Below are 21,594 nucleotides of genomic sequence, written 5' to 3' on the forward strand. Positions count from 1 at the left end.
AGTGGGGGGCAGCGGTGTACAAGCATGAGTGGACCTTGTTTCTCGACGATCTGGTGGTGGTGATGGTGCAGACTCGGCGACTGTCCCGTGTGGCGCCCCCGCCGTGCGAGGAGCCGGCCGGGGACGGGCCGGGGGACTGGCACCCGTCGGGGCAGCCGGTGGCGCGGCCGGCCGCGTTGTACCAGGAGCAGGTCACCGGGGTGCGGCACGGGCGGCAGTACCGGCTCGGCCAGCACGACTTCGACGGGCTGCGCGTCGAGGACGGCGGGCTGGTGCTGGTCGAGGCCAAGGGGGAGGGGTACGCCTGGCCGCTGTGGGGCGTGCGGGTCGGCCCCGACGGGCGCCTCGTCTACGCCGACGACCAGGACTCCTCGGCCGCCGCCGCCCGGTGGGCGCAGCGCGCCCGGCGCACCCTCGACGGGCTCGAGCGGCAGCTGCGGGCCGAGGTCGAGCAGGTCCGCGGCGTGCCGGGGGCGCGGCTGCGGGTCGTGGTGGCGGAGCAGGCGGTGCTGGACGGGGTGCGGGAGCACAGCCGCGGCGTCATGAGCGCGGAGGACTTCGCGCGCATCGAGTGGCGCCACGAGGCCCGCGACCCGGGATTTCCCGGCTGTCCGTAGCCGGCGGTGCGGGTGGCGACCCGGTGGTCGTCGCCGATGCGGCGTTCGCGGGCGAAGCCGTGCCGCTCGGGCGGGATGGACTTTCCGCTGATTCGGCGAAAGTTTTGCCAGTTTTGGCGATACATCTGGACACATCGATGGGAACCCCATAGTGTTGCCGCACCCGAGAGCGCTCTCTAGGAGATCCATCTCTGGCTGCGGCGCGTCGGCGCGCGCCCTGCCTGGCGTCGGTCAGGAAGGGAAAGCAAGTGAACCGACATCCACGATGGCGGCCGGCGGCGGCCGCCCTGATCCTGCTCATGCCGGGGCTCGGCGTGCTGGCCACAACCGCCGCTCCCGCCGCGGCGGCCATCAACGCCGCGGACTTTCAGCAGGTCACCCTGGCCAAGGGCGTCGCCTCGACGGGCGAGCCGATGGCCATCACGGTGCTGCCGGACCGCTCGGTGCTGCACACCGCCCGGGACGGCACACTGCGGCGCACCGACGCGGCCGGCAAGACGTCGGTGATCGCCAACATCCCCGTGTACACCCATGACGAGGAGGGGCTGCAGGGCGTCGCGGCGGACCCGAACTTCGCCACGAACCGCTACATCTACCTGTACTACGCGCCGCCGCTGAACACCCCCGCGGGCGACGCGCCGGCCAACGGCACCGCCGCCGACTGGGCCACGTGGACCGGGGTCAACCGCCTGTCCCGGTTCACGCTCAACGCCGACTACACGCTCAACACGGCAAGCGCGGTGACGGTCCTGGAGGTGCCGACCAGCCGCGGCATGTGCTGCCACGTCGGCGGCGACATGGACTTCGACGCGGCCGGCAACCTGTACCTGTCCACCGGCGACGACTCCAACCCGTTCGAGTCGTCCGGGTACGCACCGCTGGACGAGCGCACGAACCGCAACCCCGCCTACGACGCGCAGCGCACCGCCGGCAACACCAACGACCTGCGCGGCAAGATCCTGCGGATCAAGGTCAACGCCGACGGTTCGTACTCGATCCCGTCGGGCAACATGTTCGCGCCGGGCACCGCCAACACCCGGCCCGAGGTCTACGCCATGGGCTTCCGCAACCCGTTCCGGCTCAGCGTGGACAAGGGGACCGGCATCGTCTACGTCGGTGACTACGGCCCGGACGCGGGGACCACCGACCCGAACCGCGGCCCGTCCGGCCAGGTCGAGTTCGACCGGGTGACCGGCCCGGGCAACTACGGCTGGCCGTACTGCACCGGCACGAACACCACCACCGAGACCTACAACGAGTGGGACTTCGCGACCAACACCACGGGGCCGAAGTACAACTGCGCCGGCGGCCCGACGAACAACTCGTTCCGCAACACCGGCCTGACGTCGCTGCCCCCCGCCAAGGCAGCCTGGATCCGCTACGCCGGCGACGCCGGCAGCCCGCCCGCGTTCGGCGGCGGCTCGGAGTCGCCGATGGCCGGCCCGGTCTACCGGTACAACGCGAGCAACCCGTCGACGACCAAGTTCCCGGCGTCGCTGGACGGGCAGTTCTTCGCGGGCGAGTTCGGCCGCGGCTGGATCAAACCGATCACCGTCAACGCCGACGGCTCGCCGGGGGCGATCGACAACTTCCCGTGGAACGGCAAGCAGGTGATGGACATGCAGTTCGGCCCGGACGGGTCGCTGTACGTCCTGGACTACGGCACCGGCTTCTTCAACGGGGACGCCTACTCGGCGCTGTACCGCTACGACTACGTCGGCTCGGGCGGCAACCGTGCGCCGACCGCGGCCGCCTCGGCCAGCAAGACGTCCGGGGCCGCCCCGCTCGCCGTGACGTTCTCCTCGGCCGGCTCGTCCGACCCCGAGGGCGGCGCCCTGACGTACTCGTGGGCGTTCGGCGACGGGGGTACGTCCACGGCGGCGAACCCGTCGCATACGTACACGACCAACGGCAACTACGTCGCCACCCTGACCGTGAAGGACCCGCAGGGCGCGACCGGCACCGCGAGCGTGCCGATCAGCGTCGGCAACACGGCCCCGACGGTCGTCGTCAACGCCCCGGCGCCGGGCCAGCTGGCCTCGTTCGGCGACGCGGTGCCGTGGAGCGTCACGGTCACCGACCCCGAGGACGGCCCGATCGACTGCTCGAAGGTGACGATGAACTACCTGCTGGGCCACGACCAGCACGCGCACCAGATCACGTCGCAGACCGGGTGCTCGGGCACCATCACCATCCCGGTCGACGGCGAGCACGACGACGCGGCGAACGTCTTCCCGATCTTCGACGCGCAGTACACCGACAAGGGCGGCCTGACCACCCACGCGCAGAACATCCTGGGCCCCAAGCACCGCCAGGCCGAGCACTACAAGACCTCGTCCGGGGTGAACAAGTACAGCAAGACCCAGGCCGAGGGCGGCATGACCGTCGGCGACATCAACAACGGTGACTGGATCGAGTTCGACCCGTACAAGCTCGACAACGCCACCTCGTTCACCGCCCGGGCCTCCTCCGGCGGCGCGGGCGGCACGCTGCAGCTGCGCACCGGCTCGCCGACCGGCACCGTCATCGGCTCGGCGACCGTGCCCGCGACCGGGTCGTGGGAGACGTTCACGACGGTGACCGGCACCATCAGCGGCGCGCCGAGCACGAGCACGCAGCTGTACCTCACGTTCTCCGGCAACACGACCGCGGCGCTGTTCGACCTCGACAGCTTCACGCTCGCCACCGGCACGACATCCACGACGACGAACCTGGCCCTGAACAAGCCGGCGACGGCGTCGAGCACCGAGTCGGCGGCCTATCCCGCGTCCAACGCCGTGGACGCCTCACCCACGACGCGGTGGGCCAGCGCGTTCTCCGATCCACAGTGGATCCAGGTCGACCTGGGCGCCCCGAAGGCGTTCAACCGGGTCCGGCTGCTGTGGGAGGCGGCGTACGGAAAGGCGTACCAGATCCAGACCTCGAACGACGGCACCACCTGGACGACCATCAGGTCCGTCACGGGTGGCGACGGCGGCGAGGACGACAACACGGGGCTGTCCGCCACGGCCCGGTACGTGCGCATCTACGGCACCGCGCGGGGGACCGCGTGGGGCTACTCGCTCTACAGCTTGGAGGTCTACGGTGTTTCGTAAACTCGCGCTCGGCCTGGCCGTCGTGACGGCGGGGCTCGGCCTGACCGCCGTGCCCGCCCACGCCGCCCCGGCCTACACCGTCCTGGTGTTCAGCAAGACCGCCGGCTTCCGCCACGACTCCATCCCCACCGGCATCCAGGCGGTGCGCGACCTGGGCGCCGCCAACAACTTCGCCGTCGAGGCGACCGAGGACGCCACCCAGTTCAACGCGGCCAACCTGGCCCGCTTCAAGGCCGTCGTGTGGATGTCCACCACCGGCGACGTGCTCGACGCCACCCAGCAGGCGGCGTTCGAGAACTACATCCGGGCCGGCGGCGGCTACGTCGGCGTGCACGCCGCCGCCGACACCGAGTACGACTGGGCCTGGTACGGCGGGCTCGTCGGGGCGTACTTCCTGAGCCACCCGGCGATCCAGACGGCCACGGTCCGCGTGGCCGACCCGAGCCACCCGGCCACGGCGGGCCTGCCGGCCGCGTGGAGCCGCACCGACGAGTGGTACAACTACCGCACCAACCCGCGCGGGTCGGTCCACGTCCTGACCACATTGGACGAATCGACCTACAGCGGCGGCTCGATGGGCGCCGACCACCCCAACACGTGGTGCCGCGCCTACGACGGCGGACGCTCCTTCTACACCGGCATGGGCCACACGCAGGCCAGCTACTCCGAGGCGGGCTTCCGCAACCTGCTGCTCGGCGGCATCCGCTACGCCGCCGAGGGCAACGGCGACTGCTCGGTCGTCAGCCAGCCGCCGCAGACCGATCTGGCCCTGAACCACCCGGCGACGGCCTCCAGCGTGGAGAACGCCTCCTACCCCGCGTCCAACGCCGTCGACGCCTCCACCACCACCCGGTGGTCCAGCGCGTTCTCGGACCCGCAGTGGATCCGGGTCGACCTGGGCGCCACGCACACCGTCAACCGGGTCCGGCTGGTCTGGGAGGCCGCGTACGGGTCGGCGTACCAGATCCAGATCTCGAACGACGGCACGACCTGGACGACGCTGCGCTCGGTGACGGGCGGCAACGGCGGCGAGGACGACAACACCGGGCTGAGCGGCTCCGGGCGGTACGTGCGCATCTACGGCACCACGCGCGCCACCCCGTGGGGCTACTCGCTGTTCACCTTCCAGGTGTACGGGACCTGATCAGGGGTAACGCCCATTCGTGCCGACCTTTTTCGGGCAGCCGCGGGCGCTGGCCAACCTGTTCGGCGTCGAGCTGTGGGAGCGGTTCTCGTTCTACGGCATGCAGGGCATCCTGCTGATCTACCTGTACTACCAGAGCTCCCGCGGTGGCCTCGGCATCGACGAGGCCACCGCGACGAGCATCGTGGGGGCGTACGGCGGCTTCGTCTACCTCTCCACCATCGCGGGCGCCTGGCTCGCCGACCGGGCGATCGGCGGCGAGCGGGTGTTGTTCGGCAGCGCCGTGCTCGTCATGGCCGGCCACATCCTCCTGGCCGTCGTGCCCGGCCTGCCCGGCGTCGGGCTGGGCCTGGTCTGCGTGGCGCTGGGCAGCGGCGGCGTGAAGGCCAACGCCACCGCCATCGTCGGCGCGCTCTACGACGAGCACGACCCGCGCCGCGACGCCGGCTTCTCGCTGTTCTACCTCGGCGTCAACCTGGGCGCGCTGGCCGGGCCGCTGCTGACCGGGCTGCTGCAGACGTCGGCGGGCTTCCACTACGGCTTCGCCCTCGCGGCGCTGGGGATGGCGATCGGGCTGGTGCAGTACACCCTGGGCAGGCATCGGCTCCCGGCACAGGCCAACGTCGTCCCGCATCCCCTGCCCCGCTCCCGCGTGGCCCTCGTCGCGGCGCTGGCCCTGGCGTCGATGGCCGTCATCGGCATCCTCGGCCGGCGCCATCTGGCCGTCGTCGTGGTCGTGCTCAGCGCCGCCGCGGCCCTGGCCTACTTCGCCGTGATCCTGTCCAGCCCGGCCGTCGGCCGGGTCGAGCGCGACCGGGTGCTGGCCTTCATCCCGCTGTTCGTGGCCAGCGCCGGCTTCTGGTCGCTGTACCAGCAGCAGTTCACGGTCCTGACGGTCTACGCCGACCAGCGCCTGAACCGCTCGCTGTTCGGCTGGCAGATGCCGGTGTCGTGGGTGCAGTCCATCAACCCGGTCTTCATCATCGTCCTGTCCGGCGTCTTCGCCGCCCTGTGGACCCGCCTGGGCGAGCGCCAGCCGTCCACCCCCGTGAAGTTCGCCGCGGGCACGGTCCTCATGGGCGTGGCCTTCCTGCTGTTCCTGCCGATGTCGGGCACGGGCCGGGGCGGCGCCCCGCTGGCGGGCCTGGCCGGCGTGATCCTGGTCTTCACCGTCGCCGAGCTCCTGCTGTCCCCGGTCGGGCTGTCGCTGTCCACGAAGCTGGCCCCGGCCGCCTTCCATACCCAGATGGTGGCCCTGTTCTTCCTGTCCGTCGCCCTGGGCACGGCCGCGGCGGGGGCGCTGGCCACCCGCTACGACCCTGCCCACGAGGTGCCGTACTTCTCGATCCTGGGCGGCGCCGCCATCGCCCTGGGCGCCGCCATCGCCGCCCTGACCCCGGCCATCCGCCGCCTCATGCACGGCGTCAGGTGATCCGGTTCGCGGCCCGGTACCCCTCGTCGGGGACCGGTTCGAGCCAGGTGGTGGGGTCGCTGCCGCCGGGCTCGGCCTCGAACATGGCGAGGTGGCTCATGAACGTGTCGGCGGCGGCGCCGTGCCAGTGCTCCTCGCCGGGCGGGCAGATGACGGTGTCACCGGCGCGGATGCGCAGGACGGTGCCGTCGCGGGTGCCGACCAGCCCGACGCCCTCGGTGACGTGGAGGGTCTGACCGACGGCGTGGGAGTGCCAGTTGGTGCGGGCCGCAGGCGTGAAGCGCACGAGCACGACGGTCATCCGCGACGGCCCGGTCCCGCTGTAGACCGGGGTCAGGTACACGTCGCCGGTGAAAAGATGTGCCGAGGCCTTCGCGGTGGGCCGGACCGGCTGCAGTTGCATGACGGACGCTCCAAATGGGGCTTTTGTGTGGATGGGTGCTGTTGATCGCGCGACGTTCGCCCATCGCCGTGTACCCGTCGGCGGCCCGGTCGAACAGCAGCGTGAGAGATCGAGGACCTTGCCGGGGGTCGATGGGGCCGGGCGGGAACCTGCGCACCGGCGCGGGCCCGCCGGGCAGGTGGACGTGGGAGGAGAATAGTTCCTCGCCGGCCCGCCGCCGCGAAAGCCGCCCTCGCCGGGGGTCTGCACCGGGTCTGCCCGCAGCTACAGTAGGCCCCGTGACCCAGCTCCTGCCGTGCCCGCCGGGCGGTCCCGATCGGCGCGAGCTGCAGGAGTCGATGCTCCATTGGCTGTACTCCCCGGAGCTCACCACCCTCATGTCCCGCTTCGGCGGGGCGCTGCCGCGTGGCACTTCCCGCCCTGACGGGATGCCGCCGCACGACGACTCCGCCCCCGTCGGGGTGCCGCCGCGGAATGGTTCCGGCGCTGGTGGGGCGTTGCCGCGGGATGGTTCCGGCGCTGGCGGGGTGCCGCCGCGCGGCGACTCCGGCGGTCGCGGGCCGCTGCCGCGGGACGGCTCCGGTTCCGGTGGGGTGCCGCCGCGCGACGACTCCGACGCTCGCGGGCCGTTGCCGCGCGACGGCTCCGGCTCCGGCGGGGCGTTGCCGCTCGACGGCCTGGCCGAGGCGCTGCAGGCGGCCGACGACTTCTCCGCGGCGGCGTGGGACTTCCGCCATGGCGCCGAGCGCGCCGACGCCGCCGTCCGCGAGTTCCCGCCCGACGTGGCGGACCTCGTCCGGGCGGCGGCGGCCGCGCTCGGCCTGTCGGGCCGCAACCGTCCGCCGTCCGCCCGGTACGATCACGCACTCGTGCTCGGCGGCCGCGTGCGCAGCGGGTTCGCCCGGGCCCGCCACCTCGCAAGGCTGCTGGCCAGCGGCGTCCGCGTGGGCCGCACGGCCGGGCTGGCCAGCTTCCGCCCCCTCGGGGCCGAGGCGGCCGACGCCCGCCTCGCGCTCGACGCGGGCCTCACGCACCGTGGCGGCCTGGCGAACGAAGGCGGCCTCGCGCACGAAGGCGGCCTCGCGCACCGTGACGTCCTCGCGCGCTATGGCGGCCTCGCGCCCGACGCCACCGAGGCCGACGGGCTGCGGCTCGCCCTGCGCCAGGCACTGGGGCCCGTGGACGTGGTGGCCGCGCAGCCGTCGCGCCCGGGCGCCCGGGCCCACACCGGTGACACGCTGACCGCCTGGGCCGAGTCCGTCGGCGGCGGCCTGAGGGGAGCCAGGGTGCTGCTCGTGACGACCGACCTGTACGTGCCGTTCCAGCACGCCGACGCGGTACGCCTGCTGGGCCTGCCCCACGGCTGCGGCGTCGACACCGTCGGCTTCGCCTGGCCCGACGCCCCGGTCAGCGCCGTACTCCAGGAGATCCGCTCGACCATCCGCTCGATGCGCGCCCTGCACGCCGCGACGCTGCAATGATCGGGCCCGGGCGGACACGTACCCGGTGACGACCGCCCACCGCGAGCCGGCCCTTGACCAGCGCACCCTCCAGCGCCGCCCGCTTCCAAGCGCTGTGCCGCGACAGCTACCAGGATCTGCTCGGCTACGCCGGCCGCCCCCGACGCCTGGGACCCGGCGAGCCTCCAGGAGTAGCCCGGCCCCAGGCGCGTGCCGGGGAGGCGGTCCCCGGTTTCGGTGCCGCGCGTGAGTAGCCCGGCTCGGCCTCTGCCGTCGCGAGCGGATGCGGGAAGCGGCCTGCCGGGTCAGTTCCGGACGCCGTCGGCGTGCAGGAGCGGCTCGATCGGCGGCCCGGCCGTGCGGGCCCGGCCGTGCGGGCCCGGCCGTGCGGGCCCGGCCGTGCGGGCCCGGCCGTGCGGGCCCGGCCGTGCGGGCCCGGCCGTGCGGGGGTCTGTGGCCCGTCAGGGGCCCTACCGTGTCGTGCCGAGCACCTCCGTCAGGTCGCGCAGCATCTCCGAGGCGTCCAGCGGGTCGAGCGTGGCGAACGTGCGGGTCAGCCGCTGCGGCCTCCACGAGCCGCCCGGGCCGGTGTTGAGCCAGATCGCGCGGATGCGTTGGGCCGAGAAGACGTCCAGGGCGCCGATCGGGATGCCCGGGTCCAGGTCGGCCACGATGGCGCCGCCGTCGAGGGTGGGCTTCCACAGCCAGTTCTGCACGCCCGCGTCCATCGGCTCGCCGCGGTGCCAGCCCCGCCGCTCCAGCCCGAGCAGCGTGGTGGTCGGGTAGTCACGCCCGCCGAAGCGCTCGAGGGTGGTGCCGCCCAGCTCGTCCTGGGTGAGGGTGTGCACGGCCCGGGCCAGCTGCGGGAAGGGCTGCAGGATCTCGTAGTCGGCGAAGACGCCGGACCACGCGGCCAGCTCCCCGGCCGCCAGCCGCACCGGGTGGACGAGGCGGACGGTGGCGTCCTGCGGCGGCCTGACCGTCTCGTCCTCGGCGTCGGCGAACGTCAGGTCCTCGGCGACCCGGAACCTCAGCCCGTTCGCCGACCACACCAGGCGCCGGGTGATGTGGCCGAGCAGGGGGTGCTCGACGAGGTAGGCGCGCAGGTCGGCGACGGGCCAGGTGCGCTCGGTCAGCATCGCCGTCTCCAGGCGGCTGATCTGGTCGGCCGCGACCGTGCGCACGTCCTTCTTCAGGGCGGCGAACGCCTTGTACGCCTCCGGCGCCAGCCGCTGGTCGTCGCGGGCCCCCGGCTTCGGCAGGTCCTTGCGCCGGGCGCCGGAGGAGTCGGTCACGAAGGGCCGCAGCTGCTCGTCGAACCCGACGACGAACCGGCGCGGGCCGTAGTCGAGGGTCAGCGTGCCGCGGGCGTCGAGCCCGAAGTCGGGCACGAGCCGGTCGGCGAGCTGCTCGGCGCTGAGACCCAGGCCGGCGGCGACCTCGTCGATCTTCTCGGCGGCGCGCTCCTTGAGGGCCTTGAACTTGACCCGCTGCGCGATGCCGTGCAGGTGCATCAGGGCAATGTCGGTGCCGATCTCGGCCAGGATGTCCAGGCCCGTGACGGCCTTGGCGTGGCCGCCCTCGCCGGGCCAGGCGCGGATGATCGGGGCGAGGCGCCGGACGGTGTCGTCGTCGCCGAACCAGCGCAGCGCGTGCAGCGGCCACGCCTGCTTGGGCGGGGCGCCGACGCTCTGCCACGTGGTGAACATCGCCCAGGCGAACTCGGCGAGCGAGCGCGGCTCGCAGGCCTCGCGCACGATCGCCAGGCCCGGGTAGACGTCGTCGGGCTTGGAGATGGCGAGCATCGTGCACACGTGCCGCGTCGCGTCGAAGCCGAGGGCGCCGGAGCCGCCGGTGAGCAGGATGCGCGGCAGGAGGGCCGGCTCGGCCCAGGCGGGCAGGTCGGGGATCTTCGCGGGGAGCAGCCGCAGCGGGTCGGCGCCGAGCAGCGCCGTGAGCGCCTCCCGGGCCTGCGGGCCGTGGCTGTCCTCGGCCGCCTCGAGCAGCTCGTCGCGGTGCCGGGCCGCGGCGAGGCGCAGCACGTCCTCGGCACCACGGCGGGCCGGCCCGGGTCTGCCGAGCGCGGCCGGGGCGAGGGCACGGGCCGCGTAGCCGGGGTGCCGCTCGACCCACGCCAGCGTGTCGGCCCGCAGGGCCTTCAGCCGGACACCGGTGGTGGCGAGGTGCGTCGCGACGGCCGGGCTGGCCAGCGGCACCAGCAGCCGGGTATTGGTGGCCGGCGCCTGCTGGGCGGCGTGCACGGCCGCGCCGAGGGCGGCCAGCCCGTGCCGGGCGATGAGCGGCGGCAGCCAGCGGCCGGCGTCCCACACCCGGGCCGGCCGCCAGCCGGGCAGCAGCTCGGCGACGACGTCGTCCGGCGCGTCGAGCATCAGGGTTACCTGGTGGTGGGGGAGCAGGGTGCCGGCCCGCAACTGCGCGACGGCCTCCTCGATGCCGGTCTCCAGCCGCCACCACGGCTCACGCAGCACGGGCGGGACCGCCCACGCCTCCCGCTCCCCGTCGAGCCACCGCAGCTCCGGCTCGCCGTCGAATGCCAGGCCGGCCACCACGACCGGCTTGGGCTTGGGACCGCGGGTCGTCCACGGCGGCGAGACGAGCACCTCCGGCAGCGCGGACGCGGGCGCCTCGGGCACGCCGGCGTCCTCGGCGATGACCGCCTCGACGCGGGCCCGGGCGTCCGGGGCCAGGGACGGCAGCTCGTCGTCGACGACGTCCCGCGCGGTGTGGACGTGCATCCGCAGCAGGTCGGCGGCGGGCTTGTTCGCCGGGGCCGCGGCGGCGAGCAGCCGCAGCGCCCGCCGGGGGAAGCGCCGCACCGCGTCGAGGGCGGCCAGCGGCACGTGCCGGCGGTCGAGCCGCTCGACCAGCGCGGCGAACGCCTCGTCGCTCGGCAGCACGGCGATCGTGGCGAGCAGCCGCTGCCGGGCCTCCGTGTCGGTGTGGTCCCGGTCGAGGGACTGCAGCAGCGCGGGCAGGACGGCGGTGCCCAGCCCGTCGACCGCCGTCGGGATGCCGGACGCCTCGTAGCCGGCCAAGTAGGCCCCGGCCCCGAGCAGCGGCTGGACGAGGGCGAGCTGCTCGGCGGTGGCGGCCGAGCGCCACATCAGCTCGGCGGCATAGTTGTCGCCGCGGGTGGCGGCCTCGGCGCAGGCCTCGTCCACCCACGCCGCCTGCGTCGGCACCAGGAACGCCGCGGCCGCCCGCCACCTCACCATCCCGCGTAGCGCCGAGAGGGCGTCGACCGCCTGGGCGTAGGTCTCGTCGGGGGCCACGGCCAGGTGGGCCCGCACCCGGCCGGCCTGCCCGGCGAAGTGCGGGAAGTGCGACCATCCGGTGCCGTGCTCGGGGTTGCGGATGAGCCGTGGCGGGATCTTCCGGGCGTTGTGCCAGTGGTCGCCGGAGTCCAGGCCGGTGCTGTGGAGCATCGCCTCGGCCGCGAACACCGGGCCGCGCTGCACGATCAGGGCGTCGGCCAGCCACGGGGCCCGCTCCGGGTGCTGCCAGGCCAGGTGCCGGTTGACCAGGGCGACGACCGCGCCGGCGCCCATTGCGGGCCCGCCGTGCGGGTCGGCCAGGTAGGCCTCGGCCGCGGCGACGAGCGCCGGGTCGCTGTCCGGGTGGATCAGCCGCGTCTCGATGGTCTGCTTCGCGGCGGTCACGAGCTCGGCGCCGCGACCGTGCTGCGGCTCGAGCGCCGGCCCGGGTGTCCCGCCCCGCCGCGGCACGAGCGCCTTGTGCCAGCCCACCGGCATCTCCAGCACGTTTTCCGTCATCACGCCCCCCCACATCGATCCGACGCGCACACCTTAACGGGACCCCCCGACAAAAATGGAGATCCACGGGCGGGAGGACACTACCTAGCCTCCTAGGATGCTGGACGGGGTGTGCCCGCTGCCGGCATCGGCCGGGGCACGGTTGAGGTATGACGAATCTTCCTGGCGGCACGTACCGAACGGGCGATCTCGACCTCACCCGCGTCGGCTACGGCGCGATGCAGCTGGCCGGCCCCGGGGTCTTCGGCCCGCCGAAGGACCGGGCGGAGGCGGTGCGCGTGCTGCGGGCCGTGGTCGAGCTCGGCATCACCCACATCGACACCGCGGACTTCTACGGCCCGCACGTCACCAACGAGATCATCCGGGAGGCGCTGGCGCCGTACCCGCCGCAGCTGCACATCGTGACGAAGGTCGGGGCGCGCCGGGACGTCCACGGCGGGTGGCTGCCCGCCCGGACGCCGGCGCAGCTGCGCGCGCAGGTGCACGACAACCTGCGCAACCTCGGCCTGGACGCGCTCGACGTGGTGAACCTGCGCGCGGGCGCGCCCGAGGGGGTGGAGCCGGGCCCGATCGCCGAGCAGTTCGGCGCCCTCGCGCAGCTGCGCTCGCAGGGCCTGATCCGGCACCTGGGCCTCAGCACGGTCAACGCGGAGCAGCTGGCCGAGGCGCAGGGGATCGCCCCGGTGGTGTGCGTGCAGAACCTGTACAACATCGCCCAGCGCGGCGACGACGCGCTCGTGGAGCTGACGGCGGCGCAGGGGATCGCCTTCGTGCCGTACTTCCCGCTGGGTGGTTTCTCGCCCCTGCAGTCCGAGACGCTGCGCGTGGTGTCGAAGGAGCTGCGCAGCACGCCGCTGTCGGTGGCGCTGGCGTGGCTGCTGCAGCGCTCGCCGAACATCCTGCTCATTGCGGGTACGTCGGCGGAGGCGCATCTGCGGGAGAATGTGGCCGGGGCGGGGCTGCGGCTGCCGGCCGATGCGGTGGCGGAGCTGGACGCGATCGGGGCGTGACGCCGGCGCCCGGCGGGAGGTTGCCGGACGGGACGCCTGCCCGAAGACCAGCGCGCCGCTACGGCAGCTGCGCGGTCAGCCCGGCCGCCAGCACCTCGGCCTGCACGTCGGTGACCTCCTCGCCGTAGTCGCGCACCAGGTCGGCCTTCGTGTAGACGATGTGCCCGTCCGCGTCGCCGGCCCGCGGCACGAGCCGGACGCCGCCGTCGGCCACGGCCAGGGCGGGATCGGCTTCGGTGGACTGGGCGAGCGCGCGGATGTCGTCGGCGGTAATCGTCGTCGTCATGGGCTGAGGCTGCCCGGGCCGCCCGGCGGGCAAACATCGGCGAGCCGGTGGCGGGTTGCCGCCTGTCGCGGGCCTTGAGCTCGCGTTCCGAGGGAGGTCCGCAGTCGCGGCCGGCAGCAGCGTGCGGATCCCGGCGAGGATCACCCGCTCACCCGGCAGCCGTCGCCACGGCGGCAGGGGTCGGCGGGTGGGCGGGTTCGGGGTTGCGGCCGGATACTGGGCGCCATGCGTGTACTGTTCTCCGCCGTACCGATATATGGGCATATGTTGCCGTTGCTGCCGCTGGCCGAGGCGGTCGTCGCGGCCGGGGACGAGGCCGCAGTCCTCGCGCCGGCGTCGATGGCGCAGCTGGCCGGCGGGGTGCCGACCATCGTCGGCGGGCCGGAGCCGCAGGAGCTGCTGGCCGAGAACGACCGGCGCACCGGGGGCGCCGACCTGGCCGACACGCGCGACATCTTTCCCGTGGCGTCGTTGTTCGCCGGGGCGCGGGTCGACCTGACGTACGACGCCGCCCTGGAGCAGGCGAAGGCCTTCGGCCCCGACGTGATCGTCGCCGAGGAGTACGACGCGGTGGGGCCGATGGTGGCCGCGGCGCTTCGATTACCCCTGGTCCGGCACGCCATCGGGCTGCCGGTCTCGCCGCCGGCGCTCAGGCCGGCCATGCGGGAGCTGCTGGCCCCGCGGTACGCCGGGCGTGGCCTTGCGCCCGCCCGCCGGGTGGCGCTGGTGGACCCGTGGCCGCCCGCGCTGCAGTATCCACAGTGGACCCCGGCCGCCGACCGGCTGCCGATCCGGCCGCGGGCCTACGCCGGTCCGCTGCCGGTCGAGCCGCCGCTGCCGCCGCCCGGGCCGGCGCCCCGCGTGCTCGTCACGCTCGGCACGGTACTGCTGGATCCCGCGCTGCTCGAAGCGCTCGTGGACGCGGTGGCCACACTGTCCGATGTGGACGTCCTGGCCGTGGTGCCGCCCGGGTTGCCCGTCCCGCCCGACGACGGGCGGGCCAACGTGCGGTTCGCGGGGTTCGTGCCCATGGCCAGGCTGCTGGACACCGGCGTGTCGGCCGTGGTGGCCGCGGGCGGCGCCGGGACCGTGCTGGCCGCGCTCGGGCGCGGCATCCCGATGGTGCTGTGGCCGAAGGGGGCCGAGAAGCCGATGAACGCCGAGCGGGTCGCCGCGGCCGGCGCCGGCATCGCCGTCGACGCGCCGGGAGGGGCCGCCGAGGCGGTCCGCAAGGTGCTCACCGACGCCTCGTACCGCGCCGGCGCCGACCGCATCGCCGAGCAGATCCGGCACGCCCCGCAGCCCGCCGAGGTCTGGTCGAGCCTGCGGGAGCGCATCCGGTGACGGTGGGGCCCCGCCGCGGCGGGGCCCCACCGCCGGTCAGGCCGGGACCTTGTCCAGGAAGCCGTGCACGGCGCTGATGCGGTCCCCGGCGATGACGACGACGTCGAAGCCGATCACGAGCGGCTCGCCGCCCTGCGGGCCGAGGTGCCAGCCGAACCGGGCCACGTCGTGGTGGGTGTCGACCGGGCCGGCCAGGGTGAACTCCAGGCCGGCGAACTGGGCCTGGGCGGTGGCGATGAGGGCGTCGATCTGCTCCTGGCCGGTCACCGCGGCGAGGGGATCGGTGTAGTGGGCGCCGGAGGCGAACACGTCCTCGACCAGCTTGCGCCGGGCGGCGGCGTCGGTGGTGTTCCAGGCGGCGATGTACTTCTCGACGAGCTCCATGGCGAGCGGTCCTTCCGGTGGGTCGCGTTGCGCTGACGCACCGGACGCTACGGATCTTCGCCGCTGGCGGAATCGGTATCGCTTCGGTAATCGTGCGGTACCTTGCCGAGCAGCCGCACCATCTCCCCGGCAGACAGCGCCAGGTTGGCGGCCTTGCGCACCGCCGCCACCATGCGCGCCGGCCCGGACAGCACCGCCGGGTCGTCGGTCCGATCGCTCATCGGCACGATCATCGCAATCTTGTACCCGTGGTCAGCGGGCCGGTACGCTGCCGTGCACAGTCCCGGCTCGGCGGCCGGGCCTGGACCACTGTCGGTGACGGCACACCGGCCCGGATGCTGTGGGTGAAGGAGTGCCACCGTGCCGTCGAAGCGGGATGTCTGGTATCGGGCGATCGCCGTGGCCGTCGTCGTGCTGGCCGCGGTCGTGGCCATCGTGCTCGTCGGCGGCGGTGACAAGGGCGGTACCGATGCTGCGCCCGCGGCGGACGTGGGAGCCGGGCCCGTCGACCGCGAGTTCACCATCACGATCGCCAATCGCGCGGCGACGCCGCCGACCAGCCGGGTCGAGATCCCCGTGGGCAGCACGATCCGGATCACGGTCACCTCGGACGTGGCCGACGAGCTGCACGTGCACGGGTACGACCGCAAGGCAACGCTCGCGCCCGGCGTGCCGGCCTCGGTGGCGTTCCGGGCGGGCACGGCCGGGCTGTTCGAGGTCGAGACCCACGTCGGCGGTCTGGTCCTGATGCAGCTGGTGGTTCGCTGACGCGATCCGTTTGAGGCTGTCCTGCGGGGGAATGCGGGCGGCATGCGCAGGCTGCTGCTCAGGCTCGAAGATGCCCGCCCGCTGGACCGGATCGCCGGGGTGCTCGGCCGCGCCGCGGGCGCGACCGTCGCCCGGGGGAGCATGGGCCCGGCGCTGCACGGCTCCTGGTTCGGTCACCCGCTGCACCCGGCGGTCGTGCAGTTCCCGGTCGGGGCCTGGCTGAGCGCCGCGGTCCTCGACGCCCTGCCCGAGCGCGACGACCCGGCGATCCGGCGGGCCACCACCGTGCTGCTCGGCGCGGGCACCGTGGCCGCGCTGCCGGCCATCGCGACCGGCGGATCCGACTTCACCACCCTGACGGCGCGGCAGCGGCGGGTCGCGGTCGTGCACGCCGCCGCCAACGTGGTGGCCGTGAAGCTCTTCGCCGTCTCGGTGCTCGCCCGGATGGGTGGGGCCCACCGGGCCGGCCGGCTGCTGTCCCTGGCCGGGCTGGGCTTGGCCGGGGCGAGCGCCTACCTGGGCGGGCACCTGGCCTACGCCCAGGGCGCCGGGGTCGAGGCCGCCCTCCCGCCCGTGCCCGTGCCCGTGCCCGCGCCGGAGCCGGCCGCGGCCCGCCGCTAACCAGGTCCGGGAGTCGGCCGCGGGCCGTCCGCGGCGCCTCCGCCGTGGTCCGCCTCGCCGTCACGGCGTCTGACCGGCCCGGTCTACCACCGCACGCTCCAGGACGGCGCTGATGCCGGTAACTGTGCCAGCCTTGATCCCGTAATTGTCGTGAACCATGTAGCTACGCTGTCCGAGATACGCGTACGTCGAGCGATCAAAGATCCATTCGGTGCGTATGCCGGTCGCCTCGTCGGTGCGCCCGACAGCAACCCCTTGCCGGCCGATCGCGTCGACCGAGTCGTCAATCTTCACAACACCGGGGATCAGCGCGGCTGCTCGATACAACGCGGCGCTCGTCTCTGGGCTCGGCAGCGACTCGAAAAGGTGGTCGTCGATGTAGACGAACGCCTCCTGGTCCGGCCCGTTGCCCTGGCCCTTCGTCTCCGCGTACGCCTTGGCCAGGAGCTTGGTGGGGTCGGTCGGCAGCGTGCCGACCAGCTGCTCGTTCGTCTGTCCGCCAGGATCGAGCGTTCTGGTTCTGCCGTTCTCCTGCAACAGGCCAGCGTGTTTCGGATCCTGCGGCAGCCAGATCTGGCGGATGTGCACCGGCTCCAGCCAGATCTTGCCCGGGCCCTTGATCGCCATGAACGACACCTTGCTCTTGATGTACAGGAACTGGGCTGTGTCGACAGTGATCGCCGGCTGCATCGCGGCGACGAGCGCGATGTGGTCCAGCAGTTCCCCGACCGCGCTGCTGTCGCCCTGCTGGACCACGACGACCGGCGCGAGCCGATCTCCCGGTGCCGTGCGCAGCGCCAGGGTGGTCCCACCGGCCGCCAGCCCTACGGCCACGACCGCGGCGGCCAGTACGAGCAGTCGTCTCGAACGCCAGCGGTCGGCTGCCGCGCGTGACGCAACGCGTGACTCGGTGATTTCCTGCAGGAAATGCTGCCGCAGCTGCCGGTGACGGTCGGGTGCCAGGTCCGGTTGCGTCGGCGGCGGCAAGAGCCGGGCCAATTCCTCGATGTCCCTGTCCCCCTCGGGCAGCAGTCGCTCCCGCAGACGCCATGCCTCGAGGAACGTCAACGACACGACTTCCTTCTGCCGTGGCCCAATCTCCGGTCCGACGCACCGCATGCCGGTGCACGACCCCGGCGAAGGCGTCGAAGAGCAGACCGAAGGCCGCCGGCTCGCCGGCTCGCAACTGTCCCCGCGTTGGCAGTTCCACGCTCGTACCTGTCCGCCGCGTGACCCGAGTTCCCGATGTCGGAGGTGCTTCTTGCTACCGGGGCCGGCCGCAGTCTACGGATCAGAAGGTCAGGCATCGCGGAACTGCAGTGCCAGGAGTCCGGCGAGCAGGGCGCCGGCGGCCCACAGGCCCAGCACGCCGAGGCCCTGCCATGGGCTGCTCGTCAGCGAGTCCAGGGCCGTCGTCGCCTGGATCTTCAGGCCGGCGGACATCGGCGCGATCCGGTCGATGCGCCGCAGCCACCGCGGATCGGTGACGACGCTGGTGAGGATCGGCGCGACGTACAGCAGGACGAGCATCGTGGCGATCGCCCCGGCCGTGTCGCGGAGCACGGCGGCGACGCCGTAGCTGAGCAGTGCCACGAGCGCGAGGTAGAGCACGGTTCCGTACGCCGCCCGCAGGACGGGCTCGGCGGTGGGTGAGAGGCTCTGGCCCGGGTTGGCCGCGCCGAGTGCGGTGCCGGGCAGGAAGTGCCGGGCGGCCAGCAGCGAGCCGATGACGCCGAGCGAGCCGGCGGCGGCGACCACGCCGGTGAGGACGACGGCCTTGGCGAGGTACAGCCGCCAGCGGCCGGGCACCGCGGCCAGCGACACGCCGATCGAGCGGGTGCCGTACTCCTCGCCGATGACGAGCACGGCGAGGACGACCACGAGTGCCTGCCCGTACTGGGCGCCGGTGAGGCCGAGCCGCGCAAGGTCGTCGAGGCAGGCGGCCGGGTCGGGGCAGGCGCGGGAACCTGCGGCCGCGGTGGCGGCCGCGCTGATGCCGACGGTGACGGCGACGGCGGCCAGCAGCAGCCACGGCGTGCTCGCCACGGTCCGCAGCTTGGTCCACTCGGCGTGGATGGCGTGCACGGTGCTCACGCGTCCCTCCGGCGCACCAGCCAGACCGCCGCGGCGGTGCTCGCCAGCGCGTAGACGGCGATGACGGCGAACCCGGCCCACGGTTGGTCGTAGACGCAGCCGTTCTCCGGCATGCACAGCTGCGGCGCCTGCTCGTACCGCGGCACCGTCTGCTGGACGCTGAACCCGGCGGGTGGGGTGAGCCGGATGAGCCATTGGCCGGCCGTGCTGGGCAGGGCCCCGGCGAGCAACTGTGGCAGGACGATGAGCATGAGGACAGTGGCGACGGCGCCGGCGGCCCGTCGCAGCACCGCGCCGAGGGCCAGGGCGAACACGGCCGTCGCGGCGAGCACGGCGGCGGTGCCGGCGACGGCGCGCAGCACGACGGGGTCGGTGAGTGTCCAGTCCGGGTAGACGGGCGCCGCGTAGCCGTGGCGGAGCAGGATCGGCCGGGTCAGCAGCAGCGTGACGGCGCCGGCCACGAGGCCGAGCACGAACGCCGTGGCGCCGATGACCGCCGCCTTGGCGATGAGGACGCGTCCGCGGCCGGGGCTGGCCGCGAACGTGGTGCGGATCATGCCCCGCCGGTATTCGGAGGTGACGAACAGGACGGCCACCGCGACGATCGCCAGCAGGCCGGCGTAGGTGCCGGTGAGGCTGTTCTTGACGAGGTCCTGCGGCGCGGGCCGGGGCGCGATGTCGCCGAAGCCGATGAGGGTGAGCCGGTCGCCGGTCCACGCGGCGGGCGGCGGGCCGGACTGCGGCCGCTTGTCCGCCGGGGCGTTCGGGGGCGGGCCCGGCGCGTCCGGCGCCGTCGCCTCGTCGTTGACCTCGTCGTCGCGCCAGCCGTCCGGTGAGCCGCCGGAGCCGGGGCCGGCGACCGGTTCGAGCGCCGGGCGTTCGAACACCGCCCGGGTCGACGTCGGGTACCGGCTCTCGCGGAGGCTGCCGAACTGCCGTTGGACGACCGCGGTGCCGGTCGGCGAGGCGACGAACGGGCCCACCTCCACCGTCGGCGGCAGATCGGCGATGGTGACGGTACCGACGCGGGTCCAGGCGGTGCCGTCGGTGGACTGGAACGCGGCGATCGCCGAGCCGGTCCGGGTGAGCCGCAGCCAGGCCGGTGCGCCGGCGGCCGGGCCGGCGATGTCGCCGGTGAAGTTCGACTGCAGCCGCACGCCATGGCCGGGCACGAGCATGACCGCCGCGTACCGGGCGCCGGGGCGCAGCCCGTCCTTGAGCATCAGCCCCGTCTTCGCCCACACGGTCCGCTCGACCTCCCTGGCCCGCGCCGCGCCGCCGTCCGCCTCCGGCACCGTGAGCTCCAGCGCGCTCGAGGCGACCCGGACGGTCAGGGAGCCGTCGCCGGTGAGGGGGCGGTGGACGAAGTGGAAGCGGTCGCGGACCCAGCCGCCGTCCGGGCCGGCGACCGTCGTGTCGGGGCTGCCGGGGGCGCTGCTCGCGGCGACGAGCAGGCCGGCGAGGACGGTCAGTACCGGCGCGGCCAGCAGCGCGATGCTCCAGCGGCGGACCGAGTACAGCTTCGTGAGCTCCGACAGCAGGAGCCGGCCGAATCCCGGGCGGCCGCTCATCGCCCCGGCCGCCCGTCGTCGCCGCTGCTGAACTCGACCGCGTCGCGGGTCAGTTCCATGTACGCCTCCTCGAGGGTGGCCCGATGCGCGGACACGCCGGTGAAGGACACGCCGCCGCGGGTCAGCAGGTCCACGACGCGTTCGACGGGCAGGCCGGAGACGGTCACGGTCTCGTCGTCGGTGATGGCGGTGGGCGCGCCGGCGCCGGCGAGCGTCGTCATCGCCTCGACGCGCATGCCGGTCCGCACGGCGACCCGGTCCCCGGACGCGGTCGCCACGAGGTCCCGCACACTCGTGTCGGCCAGCAGCCGCCCGCGGCCGATGACCAGCAGGTGGTCGGCGCTGTCCTGCAGCTCGCTCATGAGGTGGCTCGAGACCAGCACGGCCCGGCCGTCGCCGGCCAGGGACCGCAGCAGGCCGCGGATCCACTGGATGCCCTCGAGGTCGAGGCCGTTGACCGGCTCGTCGAAGATGACGACCGCCGGGTCGCCCAGCAGCGCGGCCGCGATGCCGAGCCGCTGGCGCATCCCGAGCGAGAACCCGCCGACTGCGCGCCTGCCGACCGATGCGAGCCCGGCGAGGTCGAGCACCTCGTCGACGCGGCGGCGCGGGATGGCGTTGGAGTGGGCCAGCCAGCGCAGGTGGTTGCGGGCGCTGCGGCCCGGGTGCACGGCGGACGCGTCCAGCAGCGCGCCGACGGTGCGCAGCGGTCGCTCCAGGGTGCGGTACGGCCGGCCGCCGACGAGCGCGGTGCCGGCGTCGGGGGCGTCGAGCCCGAGGATGATCCGCATCGTGGTGGACTTGCCGGCGCCGTTGGGCCCCACGAACCCGGTCACCTTGCCGGGCTCGACGGTGAACGACAGGTCGTCGACCGCCGGCGTGGAGCGGTACCGTTTGCGCAGCCCGCGTACCTCGATCGGCACGCCGCTGCGGCGTGCGGGGGATTCGGCCATGGCAGTGACGCTAGGCGGCGGGCGATGGCCCGTCGTCCCGCTGCGGGACCGTCTTCGGCGCCGGGCACCGGGTGAGACCGCGGCGGCGCATCACCCGAGCGGCGTACGAGTGGCGGGGGACGCGGCGAACCGGGCGGGCGGCGAGAATGGGCGGCATGCAGGGGGAGGGGGCCGGCCGGGTCCGCCGGTTCGCGGGACGGCTCATGGCGCTGCCCGAACTGCCCGCCGTCGCCGCGGCGCTGCTCGGCCTGGCCGCCCTGGTCGAGACGGTGCGGCGCGGCCTGATCGCGGAGCCCCTGCTGCCGGCCGCGCTGCTGCTCGACGTCTGCGCCGCCGCGCCGGTGGCGCTGCTGCGGTCCAGGCCGATGTGGGCGGCCGCCGCGACGACGGCCACGACGTCGGTGACGCTCGCGATGTTCCGCTGGCCGCCGATCGCCGTGCTCGCGGCCGCGCTCGTCGCGCTCTACACGGTGGGCCGGCACCACCGGGCGACCGTCAGCGGCTGGTTCGTGGCGCCGTTCGTGGCCTACGCCATCCTCGGGCCGCCCGGCGGCGGCCAGGACGGCCGGACGTTCGCGCTCGCCGTCGCCGCCGCGGCCGTCGCCGCCTGCGGTGCCG

18 protein-coding genes and 1 pseudogene are annotated in these 21,594 nt (G+C 74.0%); 10 read left to right on the forward strand and 9 right to left on the reverse strand.

What is annotated here, in order from left to right:
- From AB0M46_RS46475 to AB0M46_RS46490, 4 genes are all read left to right on the forward strand, one after another.
- The coding region (locus AB0M46_RS46475; protein WP_363347203.1) for a hypothetical protein at nucleotides 1-617 on the forward strand (617 nt) is incomplete at its 5' end.
- Nucleotides 618-916: 299 nt separating this feature from the next.
- Complete coding sequence (locus AB0M46_RS46480) at nucleotides 917-3,712, forward strand: PQQ-dependent sugar dehydrogenase (RefSeq protein ID WP_363347239.1); 2,796 nt, start codon at nucleotides 917-919, stop codon at nucleotides 3,710-3,712.
- A complete protein-coding gene (locus AB0M46_RS46485) occupies nucleotides 3,702-4,856 on the forward strand; it encodes a ThuA domain-containing protein (RefSeq protein ID WP_363347205.1) in 1,155 nt (384 codons plus the stop codon). Before AB0M46_RS46480 ends, AB0M46_RS46485 begins: the two co-directional genes overlap by 11 nt.
- A 19-nt stretch (nucleotides 4,857-4,875) precedes the next feature.
- On the forward strand, nucleotides 4,876-6,288 hold the full coding sequence (locus tag AB0M46_RS46490) for an oligopeptide:H+ symporter (protein WP_363347207.1): 1,413 nt from the start codon (nucleotides 4,876-4,878) through the stop codon (nucleotides 6,286-6,288).
- Here AB0M46_RS46490 and AB0M46_RS46495 read toward each other — a convergent pair.
- Nucleotides 6,281-6,691 (reverse strand): cupin domain-containing protein, encoded by a 411-nt coding sequence (locus AB0M46_RS46495; RefSeq protein ID WP_363347209.1) that lies wholly within the window; start codon nucleotides 6,689-6,691, stop codon nucleotides 6,281-6,283. The genes AB0M46_RS46490 and AB0M46_RS46495 overlap by 8 nt on opposite strands.
- Before the next feature lie 278 nt (nucleotides 6,692-6,969).
- Between AB0M46_RS46495 and AB0M46_RS46500 the strand changes: the two genes are divergently transcribed.
- On the forward strand, nucleotides 6,970-8,172 hold the full coding sequence (locus AB0M46_RS46500) for a hypothetical protein (RefSeq protein ID WP_363347211.1): 1,203 nt from the start codon (nucleotides 6,970-6,972) through the stop codon (nucleotides 8,170-8,172).
- A 449-nt stretch (nucleotides 8,173-8,621) separates the two neighbouring features.
- Here the strand turns inward: AB0M46_RS46500 and AB0M46_RS46505 are convergent, their stop codons facing one another.
- Nucleotides 8,622-11,945, reverse strand: a complete 3,324-nt coding sequence (locus tag AB0M46_RS46505; RefSeq protein WP_363347214.1) for a DUF4132 domain-containing protein — start codon at nucleotides 11,943-11,945, stop codon at nucleotides 8,622-8,624.
- A gap of 149 nt (nucleotides 11,946-12,094) precedes the next feature.
- Between AB0M46_RS46505 and AB0M46_RS46510 the strand changes: the two genes are divergently transcribed.
- Nucleotides 12,095-12,955, forward strand: coding sequence for an oxidoreductase (locus AB0M46_RS46510; protein ID WP_363347216.1), 861 nt, complete (start codon nucleotides 12,095-12,097; stop codon nucleotides 12,953-12,955).
- 58 nt (nucleotides 12,956-13,013) lie between these two features.
- On the opposite strand, the gene AB0M46_RS46515 is transcribed toward AB0M46_RS46510, so the two are convergent.
- Entirely contained in the window at nucleotides 13,014-13,241 is a 228-nt protein-coding gene (locus AB0M46_RS46515) for a hypothetical protein (protein ID WP_363347218.1), read from the reverse strand.
- A gap of 225 nt (nucleotides 13,242-13,466) precedes the next feature.
- Here AB0M46_RS46515 and AB0M46_RS46520 point away from each other — a divergent pair, with 225 nt between their 5' ends.
- Entirely contained in the window at nucleotides 13,467-14,585 is a 1,119-nt protein-coding gene (locus AB0M46_RS46520) for a glycosyltransferase (protein ID WP_363347220.1), read from the forward strand.
- A 36-nt stretch (nucleotides 14,586-14,621) separates the two neighbouring features.
- Here the strand turns inward: AB0M46_RS46520 and AB0M46_RS46525 are convergent, their stop codons facing one another.
- Together AB0M46_RS46525 and AB0M46_RS46530 are read right to left on the reverse strand one after the other, a co-directional pair.
- On the reverse strand, nucleotides 14,622-14,969 hold the full coding sequence (locus tag AB0M46_RS46525; RefSeq protein ID WP_363347222.1) for a nuclear transport factor 2 family protein: 348 nt from the start codon (nucleotides 14,967-14,969) through the stop codon (nucleotides 14,622-14,624).
- A gap of 47 nt (nucleotides 14,970-15,016) precedes the next feature.
- Nucleotides 15,017-15,202: a hypothetical protein gene (locus AB0M46_RS46530; protein WP_363347224.1), complete on the reverse strand. Its 186-nt coding sequence runs from the start codon at nucleotides 15,200-15,202 to the stop codon at nucleotides 15,017-15,019.
- A 127-nt stretch (nucleotides 15,203-15,329) separates the two neighbouring features.
- Here AB0M46_RS46530 and AB0M46_RS46535 point away from each other — a divergent pair, with 127 nt between their 5' ends.
- The gene (locus tag AB0M46_RS46535) at nucleotides 15,330-15,737 is read left to right on the forward strand and encodes a hypothetical protein (RefSeq protein ID WP_363347226.1); all 408 of its coding nucleotides are present in this window, start codon (nucleotides 15,330-15,332) and stop codon (nucleotides 15,735-15,737) included.
- A 42-nt stretch (nucleotides 15,738-15,779) separates the two neighbouring features.
- Nucleotides 15,780-16,358, forward strand: coding sequence for a DUF2231 domain-containing protein (locus AB0M46_RS46540; protein ID WP_363347229.1), 579 nt, complete (start codon nucleotides 15,780-15,782; stop codon nucleotides 16,356-16,358).
- Between the two features lie 60 nt (nucleotides 16,359-16,418).
- On the opposite strand, the gene AB0M46_RS46545 is transcribed toward AB0M46_RS46540, so the two are convergent.
- From AB0M46_RS46545 to AB0M46_RS46560, 4 genes are all read right to left on the reverse strand, one after another.
- Nucleotides 16,419-17,426: a CU044_5270 family protein gene (locus AB0M46_RS46545; RefSeq protein WP_363347231.1), complete on the reverse strand. Its 1,008-nt coding sequence runs from the start codon at nucleotides 17,424-17,426 to the stop codon at nucleotides 16,419-16,421.
- Between the two features lie 231 nt (nucleotides 17,427-17,657).
- Nucleotides 17,658-18,452, reverse strand: coding sequence for an ABC transporter permease (locus AB0M46_RS46550; protein WP_363347233.1), 795 nt, complete (start codon nucleotides 18,450-18,452; stop codon nucleotides 17,658-17,660).
- The gene (locus AB0M46_RS46555; protein ID WP_363347235.1) at nucleotides 18,449-20,023 is read right to left on the reverse strand and encodes a hypothetical protein; all 1,575 of its coding nucleotides are present in this window, start codon (nucleotides 20,021-20,023) and stop codon (nucleotides 18,449-18,451) included. Before AB0M46_RS46555 ends, AB0M46_RS46550 begins: the two co-directional genes overlap by 4 nt.
- Nucleotides 20,020-20,976, reverse strand: a complete 957-nt coding sequence (locus tag AB0M46_RS46560) for an ATP-binding cassette domain-containing protein (RefSeq protein ID WP_363347237.1) — start codon at nucleotides 20,974-20,976, stop codon at nucleotides 20,020-20,022. The genes AB0M46_RS46555 and AB0M46_RS46560 overlap by 4 nt, the downstream gene beginning before the upstream one ends.
- Before the next feature lie 155 nt (nucleotides 20,977-21,131).
- Here AB0M46_RS46560 and AB0M46_RS46565 point away from each other — a divergent pair.
- A pseudogene (locus tag AB0M46_RS46565) lies at nucleotides 21,132-21,594 on the forward strand (hypothetical protein); the annotation flags it as partial.

This window comes from Dactylosporangium sp. NPDC051485, from assembly GCF_040682015.1.
Taxonomy (GTDB): Bacteria; Actinomycetota; Actinomycetes; order Mycobacteriales; family Micromonosporaceae; genus Dactylosporangium.